12 protein-coding genes are annotated in these 15,429 nt (G+C 74.1%); all 12 read right to left on the bottom strand.

Translation table 11 applies throughout. From position 1 onward, the window contains the following. Window positions 1-43: 43 nt before the first annotated feature. The 12 genes from GA0070564_RS24010 to rsmH all read right to left on the bottom strand — a co-directional run bounded on the left by GA0070564_RS24010 (window position 44) and on the right by rsmH (window position 15,413). Window positions 44-787 carry a YggS family pyridoxal phosphate-dependent enzyme gene (locus GA0070564_RS24010; protein ID WP_091613220.1) on the bottom strand — a complete coding sequence of 248 codons (744 nt, stop codon included), beginning with the start codon at window positions 785-787 and terminating at the stop codon, window positions 44-46. A gap of 9 nt (window positions 788-796) precedes the next feature. Beyond that, window positions 797-1,912 carry a cell division protein FtsZ gene (gene ftsZ / locus GA0070564_RS24005; protein ID WP_091613216.1) on the bottom strand — a complete coding sequence of 372 codons (1,116 nt, stop codon included), beginning with the start codon at window positions 1,910-1,912 and terminating at the stop codon, window positions 797-799. Window positions 1,913-2,156: 244 nt separating this feature from the next. Beyond that, window positions 2,157-2,975, bottom strand: a complete 819-nt coding sequence (locus GA0070564_RS24000; protein ID WP_091613212.1) for a cell division protein FtsQ/DivIB — start codon at window positions 2,973-2,975, stop codon at window positions 2,157-2,159. After that, entirely contained in the window at window positions 2,972-4,456 is a 1,485-nt protein-coding gene (gene murC / locus GA0070564_RS23995; RefSeq protein ID WP_091613208.1) for a UDP-N-acetylmuramate--L-alanine ligase, read from the bottom strand. The genes GA0070564_RS24000 and murC overlap by 4 nt, the downstream gene beginning before the upstream one ends. Before the next feature lie 91 nt (window positions 4,457-4,547). Next, on the bottom strand, window positions 4,548-5,654 hold the full coding sequence (gene murG / locus GA0070564_RS23990) for an undecaprenyldiphospho-muramoylpentapeptide beta-N-acetylglucosaminyltransferase (protein WP_091613204.1): 1,107 nt from the start codon (window positions 5,652-5,654) through the stop codon (window positions 4,548-4,550). Next, entirely contained in the window at window positions 5,654-7,054 is a 1,401-nt protein-coding gene (locus tag GA0070564_RS23985) for an FtsW/RodA/SpoVE family cell cycle protein (protein WP_091613649.1), read from the bottom strand. The genes murG and GA0070564_RS23985 overlap by 1 nt, the downstream gene beginning before the upstream one ends. Before the next feature lie 196 nt (window positions 7,055-7,250). Further along, window positions 7,251-8,378 carry a phospho-N-acetylmuramoyl-pentapeptide-transferase gene (gene mraY / locus GA0070564_RS23980; protein ID WP_091613201.1) on the bottom strand — a complete coding sequence of 376 codons (1,128 nt, stop codon included), beginning with the start codon at window positions 8,376-8,378 and terminating at the stop codon, window positions 7,251-7,253. Continuing rightward, on the bottom strand, window positions 8,375-9,793 hold the full coding sequence (locus tag GA0070564_RS23975; RefSeq protein WP_091613197.1) for a UDP-N-acetylmuramoyl-tripeptide--D-alanyl-D-alanine ligase: 1,419 nt from the start codon (window positions 9,791-9,793) through the stop codon (window positions 8,375-8,377). Before GA0070564_RS23975 ends, mraY begins: the two co-directional genes overlap by 4 nt. Next, window positions 9,790-11,382: a UDP-N-acetylmuramoyl-L-alanyl-D-glutamate--2,6-diaminopimelate ligase gene (locus GA0070564_RS23970; protein ID WP_176730815.1), complete on the bottom strand. Its 1,593-nt coding sequence runs from the start codon at window positions 11,380-11,382 to the stop codon at window positions 9,790-9,792. The genes GA0070564_RS23975 and GA0070564_RS23970 overlap by 4 nt, the downstream gene beginning before the upstream one ends. 52 nt (window positions 11,383-11,434) lie before the next feature. Then, window positions 11,435-13,687, bottom strand: coding sequence for a peptidoglycan D,D-transpeptidase FtsI family protein (locus GA0070564_RS23965; RefSeq protein ID WP_091613190.1), 2,253 nt, complete (start codon window positions 13,685-13,687; stop codon window positions 11,435-11,437). Window positions 13,688-13,690: 3 nt separating this feature from the next. Next, window positions 13,691-14,302, bottom strand: a complete 612-nt coding sequence (ftsL, locus tag GA0070564_RS23960; protein WP_091613185.1) for a cell division protein FtsL — start codon at window positions 14,300-14,302, stop codon at window positions 13,691-13,693. Continuing rightward, window positions 14,292-15,413 carry a 16S rRNA (cytosine(1402)-N(4))-methyltransferase RsmH gene (gene rsmH / locus GA0070564_RS23955; protein WP_091613646.1) on the bottom strand — a complete coding sequence of 374 codons (1,122 nt, stop codon included), beginning with the start codon at window positions 15,411-15,413 and terminating at the stop codon, window positions 14,292-14,294. Before rsmH ends, ftsL begins: the two co-directional genes overlap by 11 nt. Window positions 15,414-15,429: the final 16 nt, after the last annotated feature.

Here is a 15,429-nt window from a genome sequence, read left to right as displayed (position 1 = left end):
TCCTCAAACAACACTGATGTAATTTGCTTCTCTCGTGGTCAGGCTACCCCAGGGTGGGACGCATTCCGAGCAACGCGCTGCCGACGCGGACATGTGTCGCGCCGTACCGGATCGCGATTTCCAGGTCCCCACTCATTCCCGCGGAGAGCGCCGTGGCCGCCGGATGATCCGCCCGGACCGCCGCGGCCACCTCGGCGAGGCGGGCGAAGGCGCGCTCCGGCTCCCAGCCCAGCGGGGCGACCGCCATCAGGCCGGCGAAGCGTAGCCCCTCGGCCGCCGCCAGCGCCCCGGTCACCGGCCCGAGCCCCCGGTCCGGGTCGGCAGAGCCGGGCAGCGCCCCGCCCCGGGCCGGGTCGCCGTCGATGCTGACCTGGGCCAACGCTTCCACCGGCCGGTCCCGGGCCGCCGCCGCGGTGGCCAGCGCCCCGGCCAGCCGCACGCTGTCCACCGAGTGGACGACGTCGGCGTACCGGACCACCGAACGGCACTTGTTGCGCTGCAACTGGCCGATGAAGTGCCAGCGCGGGCGCAGCCCGGCCGCGGCGACCTCGGCGGCCTTGCCGGCCGCCTCCTGGTCGCGGTTCTCCCCCACGTCGGTGACCCCGAGCCCGGCCAGCGCGATGACGTCGCCGGCCGGGTAGGTCTTGGTCACCGCGATCATCGTCACCGCGGACCGGTCCCGGCCGGCCGCCGCGCAGGCGTCGGCGATCCGGGCCCGGACCCGACCGAGGCCGGCGGCCAGCTCCGCCCGCCGGTCCGGCCGCACCGTGGCGTCCCGCTCTGTCATCGGTACGGCTCAGGACCCGTTCTTGAGGAAGTCCGGCACGTCCACGTCGTCGAAGAGCACCCGACGCGGGGACTGGGCCGGCGGGGGCATCGGCGCGGGCGGCGTCGCCGGCGTGGCCGGCTGCGCGGGCTGGTTCTGGTTGGTCTTGCGCGCCGTCTCGGCCGCCTTGTACGCCGGGGTGCCCCCGTCGAAGCCCGCTGCGATCACGGTCACCCGAACCTCGTCGCCGAGCGCGTCGTCGATCACCGCGCCGAAGATGATGTTGGCGTCCGGGTGGGCGGCGTCGGTGACCAGCTGGGCCGCGTCGTTGATCTCGAACAGCCCCAGGTCGGAGCCGCCGGCGATGGAGAGCAGCACGCCCCGCGCGCCGTCCATGCTCTGCTCCAGCAGCGGGCTGGAGATGGCCGCCTCGGCCGCCTCGACGGCGCGGTTCTCGCCGCGGGCGCTGCCGATGCCCATCAGGGCGCTGCCGGCGCCGCTCATCACGCTCTTGACGTCGGCGAAGTCCAGGTTGATCAGACCCGGGGTGGTGATCAGGTCGGTGATGCCCTGGACACCGGAGAGGAGGACCTGGTCCGCGGTGCGGAAGGCGTCCATCATGCTGATGTTGCGGTCACCGAGCGCGAGCAGCCGGTCGTTGGGGATCACGATGAGCGTGTCGCACTGGTTGCGCAGCTCGTCGATGCCGGACTCGGCCTGCACCTGCCGGCGCTTGCCCTCGAACGAGAACGGCCGGGTCACCACGCCGATGGTCAGCGCGCCGAGCTTGCGGGCGATGTTCGCCACCACCGGCGCGCCGCCGGTGCCGGTGCCGCCGCCCTCGCCGCAGGTCACGAAGACCATGTCGGCGCCCTTGAGCACCTCCTCGATCTCGTCGCGGTGGTCCTCGGCGGCGTTCTTGCCGACGTCGGGGTTGGCGCCGGCGCCGAGCCCCCGGGTCAGCTCCCGGCCGACGTCGAGCTTGACGTCGGCGTCACTCATCAGCAGCGCCTGCGCGTCGGTGTTGATCGCGATGAACTCGACGCCCTTGAGCCCAACCTCGATCATGCGGTTGACGGCGTTGACGCCGCCGCCACCGATGCCGACGACCTTGATGACCGCCAGATAGTTGTGCGGAGGTGTCATCTCCGGTCCCTTTCCCTTCGAGATTGGCGTGGGCCGACAGGTACGGCTTGGCCAGAACGGTGGCCGACTCGACGGTCCCCAGTGGAGGATCGGGGGTGAACCCTAACCCTCTACTAGAGGCTTACGGTTATGTCAACCACTGATCCTCTTCCGGGCAACGTAGGCGCACCCACGCCGCGAGCCAAGGACCTGCCCGGCGTGTCGCCGCCCGGAGCGGAACGTCTCACCTCTGCCGCCCCCCGGATCACTTGAAGGTCACCACGTCGGGCGCGCTGACGTCGATCGTGTCGGCTTCCCGACCGAGCAGCGCCGCGGCCACCCGCGCCTTGTCCGTACCCCGACTGGAGTCTCCCCAGACCACCGTCCGGTCGTCGGCCAGCCGAAGGCTGATCCGGGCCAGCCCGTCCACGTCGACCTCGCGCAGCGCGGCGCGCAGCGGCGGGGTGAGCGCGGCCAGCACGGTCAGGCCCGCCCGGGTGTCCGGATCCTCCGGTCCCGGCCGGGCCACCCGCAGCAGCGGCAGGCCGGCCGGCTGCTCGGCCGGGGACAGGAACACCACCCCGGCCCGGTCCACCACCGCGAACCGGTCGCCCTGCGGCACCACCGCCACCGGCCGACGCTCCACCACCCGGACCACCAGCGCCCCCGGCCAGTCCCGGCGCACCGAGGCGTGCTCCACCGGGGCCAGCGCGCCGATCCGGCGGGCGACGCCGGCCAGGTCGACCCGGGCCAGCGGCACCCCGTCCGGCACCGCCGCCGCGTCCCGCACCTGCACCGGGGTGACCAGCTTCGCGCCCTCCACCCGGACCTCCCGGACTCCGAACAGCCCCGTCCCGAGGACCGTCCAGGCGACCAGCCCGGCCAGGGCGAGCACCCCGGCGACGACCGCCCAGGGCAGCGCGGCCCGCATCCGGCGGCGCCGGGCCCGGGCCATGAACCGGCGGGTGGACGGGGGTACCGCGTCGGTGCCGGCGCGGACCAGCTGCCAGCGCCGGACCGGCCCGCGACGCGTCCCACCGGGGTCCGCCCCGGAGGTCCGACCCCGCGCCGGCCCGGGGCTCATCCGGCCGCGGTGGCCGCGTCCGGACCCACGGCCGAGCCGATCGCGGTAGTGCCGGCGTCGCCCGTGCGGGCCAGCAGCGCGTCCAGCAGCTCGTCACCCATCAGCGAGATCGGCGGCGCGCCCATCGTCACCACCACGTCACCGGTCCGGGCCCGGCGGGCCACCTCGACCGGCGCCGCCTCCCACGAGTCGACGAAGACCTTCCGGTCGGCCGGCAGCGGCACCTCCGCGATCAGGGCCACCGAACCCTCCCCCGGACCGCGCAGCTCACCCGGGCCGAAGACCTCCAGCAGCACCACCTCGTCGGCGATGCCCAGGGCCGCGGCGATCTCGGCCTGGTTGTCCCGGGTGCGGTAGAGCCGGTAGGGCTGGAACACCACGATCAGCCGGCCCTCGCCGGCCACCTCGCGCAGCGTCTGCAACGCCAGCGTCATCGAGGTCGGGTGGTAGGCGTACTCGTCGTAGACCAGCACACCGTCCGCGACCCCCTTGCGCTCGAACCGCCGCCGCACGCCGGGGAACGCGCCCAGCGCGGCCTCCGCCGCGGTCAGCGGCAGCTCCAGCAGGTACGCGGTGAGCACCGCCGACGCGGCGTTGAGCCCCATGTGCCGGCCCGGGATCGGCAGCCGGATCTCGCCCAGCGGCCGGCCCTCGATCTCGGCCAGGAAGCGGACCCCGCGCGCCGAGGAGGCCAGCTCGCTCATCCGCAGGTCCGCGTCGGCCGCCTCGCCGTACGTCCAGACCCGGCGCCCCTGCGCGCGCAGCGTCTCCGCCAGCCGCCGACCACCCGGGTCGTCGGCGCAGGTGACGATGAAGCCCTCCGGGTCGGTGAGCCGGGCGAACTCGGCGAAGGCGGCCTCCAGGGTGGCCAGGTCGCCGTAGGTGTTGAGGTGGTCCGCCTCGACGTTGGTGATGACCGAGACGTACGGGCGGTAGATCAGGAAGGAGCGGTCGCTCTCGTCCGCCTCCACCACGAAATACTCGCCGGTGCCGTGGTGGGCGCTGGACGCCGCCTCGGAGATCTCGCCGCCGATGACGAAGGACGGATCCACCCCGGCCTGCTGGAGCACCATGGTGACCATCGACGTGGTGGAGGTCTTGCCGTGGGTGCCCGCCACCGCTACCGTGCGCCGGCCGGTCATCGCCGCGGCGAGCGCCTCGGAGCGGTGCAGCACCCGTAGGCCGCGCCGGCGCGCCTCGACCATCTCCAGGTGGTCCTGCGGGATGGCCGTCGAATAGACCACCGTGTCCACGCCGTCCAGGTTGGCCGTCTCGTGGGTCATGTGGATCGTCCCGCCGAGCGCCCGCAGGCCGGCCAGCGACGGCCACTCCCGCAGCTCGCTGCCGGAGACCGGCAGGCCCCGGGTGAGGAAGAGCCGGGCCAGGCCGGCCATCCCGACGCCGCCGACGCCGATCAGGTGGATCCGGCCCAGGTCCTCCGCGGTGCGGGTGCCGGCCGGGGTGAACTGCGCGGTGTTCATGCGGTGTACCTTCCCGTCGCGGTCGACCGGATCACCGGTCCACCGTTCGTTCGCGACTGCGCGGCTCGCCAGCCCGGCTCACTCCCCGCGCTCACCGGTTGACCGCCTCGTAGACGAACCTGAGCAGCGCCTCGTCGCCGTCGCGACGGCCGTACGCGGCGGCGGTGTGGCTCATCGCCGCGAGCCGCTGCGGGTCCCGCACCAGCGGAATCACCGTACGCTCCAGCCAGTCCGGGGTCAGCTCGGCGTCGTCGACGAGCAGCCCCCCGCCGGCCTGCACCACGGGCAGCGCGTTGCGCTTCTGCTCCTGGTTGCTGTGCGGGTACGGCACGTAGATCGTGGGCAGGCCGATCGCGGCCACCTCGGCGCAGGTCATCGCCCCGCCCCGGGCCAGCATCAGGTCGGCCGCGGCGTAGCCGAGCTCCATCTCCGACAGGTAGGGCAGGGTCACGTACGGCACCGGCAGGTCGGTCGGGACCGGCACCGGCTCGTTGCGCGCGCCGATCACGTGCAGCACCTGCACGCCGTTGCGGGCCAGCTCCTTGGCCGCCCCGGAGACGGCCAGGTTGATCGAGCGGGCACCCTGTGAGCCGCCGGCCACGAAGAGCACCGGCAGGTCGGGGCGGAGTCCGAAGTGGGCGCGGGCGGCGCTGCGCATGGCGGTCCGGTCCAACCCGGAGATGCCCCGGCGCAGCGGCACCCCGACCACCCGGGCGTCACGCAGCGCCTCGGCCTGCGCCGGCTGGTGCGGGAAGCCGACCGCGACGTTCTTGGTGAACTTCATGCCCATCCGGTTGGCCACCCCCGGCGGCACGTTCACCTCGTGGATGACGATGGGCAGCTCGCGCCGCCAGGCGGCCAGGTAGCCGGGGACCGAGACGTACCCGCCGAAGCCGACCACCACGTCGGCGCGCACCTCCTCGATCACCTTGCCCGCCGCGCGCGCCGCCTTCCACATCCGGTCCGGGGTGCGGACCAGGTTCAGGTTGACAGAGCGGGGCAGCTGGTAGGCCGGGATCTGGCGCAGGTCGTAGCCGTGCGGCGGGATCAGCTCGTTCTCCAGGCCCTTCGGCGTGCCGAGGCAGGTGATCCGGACGCCCGGGTCGTGTCGGCGCAGGCAGTCGGCGAAGGCCAGCAGTGGGTAGATGTGCCCACCCGTGCCCCCTCCGCAGAGCACCACCGAACGCAGCGGACCCATCAGCGTCTCCTCTCGCTCGCCGTCCCCGCCCGGCCGGTACGGGCGGCGCGGGGTGCGGCCTGGTCGTCGGACCGCCGCGCTCGCGCCCGGGGCACGGACCCTCGGGCAGCCGGCGGCGGCGTCGCTCGGCGACGCCGGCCGGGAAGCGGCGGCAACGGGGCCCACACTAGTCGGACCCACCGGGCCGGTGGACGGGCATGCAGGGCTCGCGCCGCGTCCGGCTCCGCGCGGGCGAACGAGGCCAGCATCCCGACCCCGGCCATGGTCACGACCAGGGCGCTGCCGCCGTCGGAGATGAACGGCAGCGGCAGGCCGGTGATCGGCAGCAGGCCGACCACCCCGCCGATGTTGATCGCCGCCTGGCTGACCAGCCAGGTGGTGACCGCGGCGGCGGCCAGCCGGCGGAAGGGGTCCTCGACCCGGCGGGCGATCCGCAGCCCGCTGTACGCCAGAACGGCGAAGAGCACCAGCACCACCGTGCAGCCGACCACGCCGAGCTCCTCGGCGATGATGGCGAAGATGAAGTCGTTGTGCGCCTCGGGCAGCCAGTCCCACTTCGCGCTGCTCTTGCCCAGGCCGACGCCGAACCAGCCGCCGTGCTCGATGGCCAGCCGCCCCTGGTAGACCTGCCAGCAGCTGGTGAGCTTGCACTTCGCCGGATCCTCCAAAAAGGAGGTCAGCCGGGCGAAGCGGTAGTTGGTGGCGTCCCGCTCGCCGGAGCCGGCGCCGAGCGAGGCGGCGGCGATCAGCAGGCCGACGCCGGCCACGCCGACCGCGCTGAGCACCGCGAAGATCTGCGTCCGCACCCCGGCCGCCCAGAGCAGGCCGACCACGATGGCCAGCAGGCAGAGCATGGTGCCCAGGTCGTTGTAGCCGACCAGCACGGCGAGCAGGCCCATCACCGGGAACATCGGGGTGGCCAGCTCCTTCCACCAGCCCAGCGCGGCGCCCTTACGGGCGATCACCCGGGCGCCCCAGAGCACCAGCGCGAACTTCGCCAGCTCCGAGGGCTGGAGCTGGACCGGGCCGAGGTAGAGCCAGTTCAGGTGGGCCCGCAGCGGACCGATGACGCCGTCCTCCTGGCCGGTCAGGCGGGCGTAGGCCAGCAGCAGGTTGAGCACCAGCAGCAGCGCGATCGCGGTGGCCAGCGCGGGGCGGCCCAGCGCCCGGTAGGTGCGCGCGGGCAGCCGCTGGCAGGCCCAGAAGGCCACCACGCCGATCAGCGCGAAGATCGCCTGCTTGGCCAGCGAGGCGGAGGCGTCGCCGTCCTTGGCGTAGTCCACCACCGAGGTCGCCGAGAAGACCATGGTCAGGCCGATCACCAGCAGCAGGCCGCCGCTGGAGAGCAGCAGGTAGTAAGAGGCCAGCGGCCGGGCCAGCAGACCGCGCAGCGCGGCCAGCCCGGCCGCTGCGGTCGCCCCGGACAGCGGGGCGGGCGGGTCGGGCGTACGCCCACCGCCCGTCACCCGCCGTGCCGCCGTGTCCGTCGTCGTCGTGCCGGTACCTCGATCCTCCCCCACCCGACCATCATCGCGGGTCCGGCGGGTCCGTTCCCGGCGAACCGCCCGGTCGGCGTGTCGGAACGTGGAAGGAGACTCAGGTGACCGCGGCCAGGAACTCGCTGTAGAACAGGCCCAGCGCGATCGCCACGCCGATCCCGGCGATGATCCAGAAGCGGACCACGATGTTGACCTCGCTCCAGCCGGCCAACTCGAAGTGGTGCTGCAACGGGGACATCCGGAACACCCGTTTGCCGGTGGTCCGGAACGAGATGATCTGGATCACCACGGACATCGTGACGATCACGAAGAGCCCGCCCAGGATCGGCAGCAGCAGGATGGTCCGGGTGGACATCGCCATGCCGGCGATCAGCCCGCCCAGCCCGAGCGCCCCGGTGTCACCCATGAAGATCCGCGCCGGTGACGTGTTCCACCAGAGGAAGCCGACGCAGGCCCCGGCCGCCGCCCCGGCGATCAACGCGATCTCCAGCGGGTCCCGGACGGTGTAGCAGTACTCCCCGGCCGGGTAGTTCGGGTCGGCGCACCAGTGCCGGTACTGCCAGAAGGCGATCAGCGCGTACGCGCCCAGCACCATCACCGAGGCGCCGGTGGCCAGGCCGTCCAGGCCGTCGGTGAGGTTCACGCCGTTCGTGGCCGCCATCACCACCATCACGATGACGATCACCGAGCCGATCTTGCCGATCTCCAGCGCCGGGATGTCCCGGATGAAGCTGAGCGTGGTGCTGGCCACGGTCTCGGTGTTGGTGATCTTGCCCCCGGCGTCGGTCATCGTGGACGGGAAGTAGAGCGCCACGATGCCGAAGACCGCGCCGACCAGGATCTGGCCGAGCAGCTTGCCGCGCTTGTTCAGGCCGCCGCTGTGCCGCTTGCGGACCTTGAGGAAGTCGTCGAGGAAGCCGACCGCGCCGGAGAAGACCATCAGACCCAGCAGCACCAGCGCCGTGATGGTCGGCTCGACCTGGGCGATCTGCTGGTCCGGCAGGGTGGTCAGGGCCAGGTGACCGGCGACGTACGCGATGACCGTGGCCAGGATGAACACCACGCCGCCCATCGTCGGCGTGCCCTTCTTGCCCTGGTGCATCGCCGGGCCCTCGGCCCGGATCGGCTGGCCCGCCTTGAGCCGGGTGAACACCTTGATCGCGATCGGGGTGCAGAGCAGCGAGACCACGAAGGCCACCCCGATGGCGACGATGACCGCCCTCATGCGGCGCCGCCCTCGGTCGTGACCGCCACGTTCCCGGCGGCCGACTCGCGCAGCGCGTCGGCCACCTCCCAGGTCCGGTACCGGGAACCCTTCACCAGGACGACGTCGCCCGGCCCCAGTTCGCCCCGCAGCACCTCGACGGCCGCCGCCTGATCGGTGAGCAGCACCGACTCTCCTCCCCAGTCGTTCACGGATGTCGCGCCTTCGTGGATCGGCGCCGCCGGCTCACCCACCACGAGCAGCCGGTCCACCCCCAACTCGGCCGCGAGCCGGCCGACCTGCCGGTGCCCCTCGGCCTCGAAGTCGCCCAGCTCGGCCATGTAGCCGAGCACGGCGACCGTACGCCCCGCGCCGCGCATGCTGGCCAGCGCCCGCAGCGCCACGCCGGTCGACGCCGGGTTCGCGTTGTACGAGTCGTCGATCACCGTCACCGAGTCGGAACGCTCGAAGACGTCCATCCGGCGGGTGGAGACCAGGCCCAGCTCGCCCAGCGCCGCGGCCACCTCGGCCGGCGGCATGCCCAGCTCGCGGGCGACCGCCGCGGCGGCCAGCGAGTTGGAGACCTGGTGCCGACCGGTCAGCCCGAGCCGCACCGGCGCGGTCCCCTCCGGCGTCACCAGCGTGTACGCCGGCCGGCCCCGCTCGTCCAGCGTGACGTCCGCGGCGCGCACGTCGGCCCGCTCCGACTCGCCGTACCGGACCACCCGGGCCGCCGTACGCGACGCCATCGCGTCCACCAGCGGGTCGTCGGCGTTGAGCACGGCCAGCCCGTCGGCGGGCAGCGCCTCGACCAGCTCCCCCTTGGCCAGCGCGATCGCCTCCACCGAGCCGAACTCACCGATGTGCGCCACGCCGACGTTGAGCACCACGGAGATCCGGGGCGGCACCACGTCGCACAGGTAGCGGACGTGCCCCACCCCGCGGGCGCCCTTCTCCATCACCAGGTATCGGGTCTCCGGCGTGGCCTGCAAGGCCGTGTACGGGTGGCCCAGCTCGTTGTTGAACGAGCCGGGCGGCGCCACGGTCGGGCCGAGCCGGACGGTGAGCTGGGCGATCAGGTCCTTGGTGGTGGTCTTGCCGGACGAGCCGGTCAGCCCGATCACGGTGAGCCCGGGCAGCCGGTCGACGACGGCGCGGGCCAGCCGGCCCATCGCGTCGAGCGCGTCGGCGACCAGCACCATCGGCACGCCCGGCACCTCCCGGGTGCCCAGCACCGCCACCGCGCCCGCCTCGACGGCGCGGGCGGCGTAGTCGTGCCCGTCCACCTTCTCCCCGGGGAAGGCGACGAAGAGCCCACCGGCGGCCACCTTGCGGGAGTCGAACTCGACCGTCCCGGTCACCCGGACATCCGGGTCGGCGGCCACCAGCCGCCCGTCCACGGCCGCGGCGACCTCGGCCAGGGTCAGCGGGATCATCGCTGCCCCACCAGGTCACCGAAGCGGGCGCGCAGCGCCGCCGCCAACTCCACCCGGTCGTCGAACGGCAGCACCTCGCCACCCACCTCCTGGCCGCGTTCCTGTCCCTTGCCCAGCAGCGCCACCACGTCGCCCGGCTCGGCCAGCCGGACCGCCTCGGCGATGGCGTCCCGCCGGCCGGGCGCCTCGATGATCCGCGCCGGGGTGGTCGCCGCGTACGCCCCGGCCAGCACCTCGGCCCGGATCGCCGCCGGGTCCTCGGTGCGCGGGTTGTCGTCGGTCACCAGCACCACGTCGGCGCCCTCGGCGGCGGTGGCGCCCATCACCGGCCGCTTGCCCCGGTCCCGGTCGCCGCCGGCGCCCAGCACGCAGATCAGCCGGCCGGTGGTCAGGCCGCGCAGCGCGACCAGCACCGCCTCGATGGCGTTCGCCTTGTGCGCGTAGTCGACCACCCCGCGCACCGGGGCCGCGCCGCTGACCAGCTCCAGCCGCCCGGGGACCCCGCCGCAGGCGGCCACCCCGGCCGCCGCGGCGGCCGGGTCCACCCCGATGGCGACCAGCATGGCGATGGCCAGCAGGGCGTTGGCCACGTTGTGCCGGCCGGGCAGCGCCACGCCGGTGTCCACGGTCACCCCGTGCGGACCGTGCACGGTGAACCGTTGCGCGTAGCCCTCGCCGCCGACGCCGGTGGCGTACCAGGTGGCGGTCGGGTCACCGGTCGCCGAGTAGCTGACCGTGGCCGGCTTGAACAGCGGCCGCAGCGCCGGGTCGTCGTGGTTGAGCACCTCGACCGCGCACCGGCCGTCGAAGAGCCGGGCCTTGGCCGCGAAGTAGTCCGCCGAGTCGGCGTGGAAGTCGAGGTGGTCGGAGCCGAAGTTGGTGTAGCCGCCGACGGCGAAGCGCACCCCGCCGACCCGGCCCATCACCAGCGCGTGGCTGGACACCTCCATCACCACCGCGGTCACCCCGCGCTCGCGGGCCGCGGCCAGCATGGCGTGCAGGTCGGTCGCCTCGGGCGTGGTGCGGACGCTGTCCACCACCAGGTCGCCCAGGCGGGTCTCCACGGTGCCGATCAGCCCGGTGGTGTGGCCGGCGGCGCGCAGCCCCGACTCGACCAGGTAGGCGGTGGAGGTCTTGCCGGCGGTGCCGGTGATCCCGATCATCGTCAGGCCGTCGGTGGGGTCGCCGTAGACGGCGGCGGCCACCAGGCCGAGCGCCGCCCGCGGGTCGGGCACCACCAAAGCCGGCAGCCCGGCCTGCTCCGCCGCGGCCGCGCCCGCCGGGTCGGTCAGCACGGCCACCGCGCCGGCCGCCGCGGCCTGGGCGGTGAACTCCGCGCCGTGCCGGCGGGCGCCGGGCAGCGCGGCGTACAGGTCGCCGGGGCGGACCTCCTGGCTGGCGTGGGTGGCCCCGGTGACCGCGACCTCGGCGGCGTCCGCCGGCAGCGCGAGCGGCTGGTCACCGGCCGCCGGGGCGCCGGCCCGCAGCCGGGCGACGAGGTCGCCGAGCCGGACGGGATTCACGGTCTGGGGACGTGGATTGCCGGGCACGGCGTCAGACCCTACCCGGTCGTCCGGTTCCGACCGCACAGCCGCCCCGGTGGTTCGTCGCCACCCAACGATGATGTCCCGCCCCGGTCGCTCAGCGTGGATAGACCACGAACTTCGGTGCCGGCTCACTGCTCGGCGGCACCCGGTAGTGGCGCAGGGTGAATCCCATGATGTCCCGGAAGGCCGGCGCGGCCGAGGTGCCGCCCCCACCGGTGGTGGGACCCCAGACGAAGACGGCCACCACGTACCGCGGGTGCTCCGCCGGGGCCATCCCGATGAACGAGCCGACCTCGCCGGGCTGCTGCTTGCCGTCGAGGTAGCGCAGCCCGGTGCCGGTCTTGCCCGCCACCCGGTAGCCGGGGACCGCGGCGGCCAGCCCGGTGGCCCGGTCCACCGTGGTGACCGCCTCCAGCATGGTGCGCAACGCCGCCGCGTTCTGCGGGCTGAGCACCGGATGCGTGGCCGGCGGCGCGGCCGGGACCCGCTTACCGCCGCTGATCGTGGCCCGGATCAGGTGCGGCTGCACGTAGGTGCCGTTGTTGGCGATCGCCGCGTACGCCGCGGCCATCTGCAACGGCGTCGCGTCCACACTGTGCCCGATCGGCACCGACCCGCGCGACGACTCGCTCCACTTGTCGGCCGGCAGCAGCCGGCCCGAGGCCTCGCCCGGCATGCCCTCACCGGTGGGTCGGCCCAGACCGAACCGCTTCTGGTAGTCGATCAGCCGTTCCGCGCCGAGCTTGTCGCCGATCTCGATGGTGCCGACGTTGGACGAATAGGCCAGCATCCCGGGGATGCTCATCCTGCGGCCGTTGGCCGGGTGGCTGTCCTTGAACCGGACGTCGCCCTTCACGATGCTGTCCTGGAGCGGCAGGGTGGTCTGCGGGGTGATCACCCCCTCCTGGAGCGCCGCGCCGTAGGTGATCGCCTTGTGCACCGAGCCGGGGTCCACCACGAAGCTGGTCGCGGCGTCCTCCCGGTCGTTCGGCCGGCTGCGCCCGGGATCCGCGGCGTCGTACGTCGGCTGGCTGGCCTGGGCGAGCACCTCGCCGGAGGGCACCTCGATCACCACGGCGGCGCCGACGCTGCCCTTGACCTTGTCCACCTGGGCCTTGAGCATCCGCTGGGTCTGGTACTGGAGGTCGGCGTCGAGGCTCAGCTCCAGCGAGCTGCCCGGCTTGGCCGGGGTGGTCTCGCTGTAGCCGCCCGGGATCGGCGCCGACAGGTTGCCCTGACCGGCCTCGAAGAGCCGCCGGCCGTCGACCCCGCGCAGCACGTCGTCGTACTTGGCCTCGAGCCCCTCCAGGCCGACCATGTCCTCGCCGGTGAAGCCGATCAGGTTGGCCGCCAGGTCACCGCCGGGCACCTCGCGGCGCTCGTCGCGACGCAGGTCGATGCCGGACAGCTTGAGGGCGGCGACCTGCTTGGCCTTGTCGATCGGCACGCCGCGGGCGAGGTACTGGAACCGGGAGCCGGAGCCGGTCCGGTGCCGCATCTTCTCGGCCAGCTCGGACACGGGCACCCCGAGCAGCGGGGAGAGCGCCTTCGCGGTGGCGTCCGGGTCCTTGACGAGGGTGGGGTCGGCGGCGACGTAACGGGCCTCGACGCTGTGCGCCAGCGGCGCCCCGGACCGGTCGTAGATCGCCCCACGCGGGGCGGGCAGGTCGATCCGGCTCAGCCGGTCGGTCACCCCGCCGCCGGCGAACGCCGGGCTGTCGGTCGCCTGGAGGAAGACCAGCCGGATGCCGATGACGGCGAACAGGGCCAGGGTGAGCAGGGTGCCCAGCCGCAGCCGGCGGTTCGGGTCGGCCAGCTTCGGCGGTCGACGGGGCTTGCGCGACGGCCGCCGGGCCGCCGGCCGCTCCGGGCGACGCGGGGAGCGCGGGCCGGGCCGGCGGCGCGGCGGCGCAAGCTCGTCGTCGAACGGGTCGTCGTCGAACGGGCGGGCCCGCACCGTGCGGACCACGCCACCGCGGCCGGCGGCCGGGGCGTCCCGCCGTGCGGCGCGCGCCTGGCCGGTGCGACCGCCGTCGAGCACCTGCAACGCGGGGCGGAACGGGTCGGCGGCCCGGCTGCTGCGCGGCGTACGCCGTTGTCCGCCACCCCCGGCCCGGGTGGTCCGCTCCGGCCGGTCGGCGGTGTGCTCCTCGCGCGGCGCGCGGCCGCGCTCCTCGTTGCTCTCCCGCACGGTGCGGCCCCGCGGGGTGTACGCGCGGGCCCCGGAGATCCCGCCGACCCCCGGTTCACCGGCGCGCGGCTCCGCGCCCCGGCCACCCCGGGACGACGAACCGCGCCGGGAGCCTGTGGCATCCCGGCGCGGGTCCTCCGACGATCTCGGGGGCACGACTCATCCCCCCGCGCCCTGCGGGCTGGTGATGGCCGGCTGGCCGGCGGCCGGCTGCGGCACGCCGATCACCCGACCGTCCGGCAGCCGGATGTACGCGGGCTCGTTGGACTCGACCAGCCCCAGCTTGCGGGCGTTGGCCGCCAGGTTGCCCGGCGCCTCCGCCGCGGCGATCTCCTTCTCCAGCTGCTGCTGGTCCAGGTCGAGCTTCGCCTGCTGCTCGTGCAGCTTCTCCAGCCGGAAGGCGTTCTCATTGATCTTGGTGTTGACCAGCAGGATGCCCAGCACCCCGCCGACCACCAGCAGCACGATCAGGGCGGCGAACGGCGCCCGCGGCACCGAGATCGGCGGCGGCGGGGCGACCCGCAGCCGCGGTCCCGCCGCGGCGGTCTCCCGCTTGGCCGGTCGCTCGGCCGGGCGCAGCGCGGCGCTGCCCTGGGTCGGGAACTCGCGCGCCCCCCGGGCGCGAGTGTCCCCCCGGCGGCCGGTGGGGTCCGCCGTCGGCGCCCCCGCCTCACCGCGCGTGCCCCGCTGCGCCGCGATCCGGCCCCCCGACCGCGGTGCGCGTGGCCCGACGCCGGTACGGTCCCGGCGGTCGCGCTCGTCAACGTTCATGTGTTCCCTCCCCCTCTTCGTCCGTCCCACTGCCGTCCCTCGGCGTCGCCGCGGGAGCCGCCCCGGCTCCCGTCGTCGAGCCCGTTCCCGGTTGGTGCATCGCCTTGACCCGCCGGCGGTACCGTTCGCGGTCGGTCCGCCCCTGCTGTTCCGCGTTCGGGTCGAGCCGTTCCGCCGCCCGCAGCCGCACCGAGGCGGCCCGCGGGTTGGCGGCGACCTCCGCGTCCCCGGGGAGTTCGGCGCCCCGGCTGAGTAGCCGGAACGTCGGACCCGACCCGGGCAGCTCGACCGGGAGGTCGATCGGGCCCTTGCTGCGGACCCGATCGGCGAGCGCGTGCTTGGTGAGCCGGTCCTCCAGCGAGTGGTAGGACAGGACCACCATGCGGCCGCCCACGGAGAGCTGGTCCAGAGCGGCCGGCAGCGCCGTCTCCAGCGCTGCCAGTTCTCTGTTTACCTCGATCCGTAAAGCCTGAAACGTTCTCTTGGCCGGGTGTCCCCCGGTTCGTCGGGCTGGTGCCGGAATGCTCTCCCTGACCAGCTCGGCGAGCCGGGCCGACGAGGTGATCCGGCCCTTCTCCCGCTCCCGGATGATCGCCGAGGCGATCTTCCCGGCGAACTTCTCCTCGCCGTACACCCGCAGCACCCGGGCCAGGTCCGGGTGGGAGTAGCTGTTGACCACCTCCTCGGCGGTCACCCCCCGGGTCTGGTCCATCCGCATGTCCAGGGGCGCGTCCTGTGCGTACGCGAACCCCCGGTCGGGCGCGTCGAGCTGCAACGAGGAGACCCCGAGGTCGAACAGCACCCCGTCGATCTCCGGATAACCCAGGCGGTCGAGCACCTCGGGCAGCTCGTCGTAGACGGCGTGCTCCAGATGGATGCGGTCGGCGAACCGGGCCAGCCGGACCCGCGCGTGGGCGAGGGCCTCGGTGTCCCGGTCGAGACCGACCAACACCGTGTTCGGATGGGCCTCCAGGACCGCTTCCGCGTGCCCCGCCAGACCCAACGTCGCGTCGACGTGCACCGTCCGCCCGTCGCGCCCCAGCGCGGGGGCCAGCAGCTCGAGACACCTCTCGAGCAGCACGGGCACGTGCGTGCCGCGAAGCTCCCCCATGTCGACCCCCACTGGT

The organism is Micromonospora mirobrigensis (assembly GCF_900091555.1).
GTDB classification, from domain to species: Bacteria; Actinomycetota; Actinomycetes; order Mycobacteriales; family Micromonosporaceae; genus Micromonospora; species Micromonospora mirobrigensis.
Note: the sequence above shows the minus strand (reverse complement) of the source record. Positions and strands in the feature narration are given on the sequence as shown.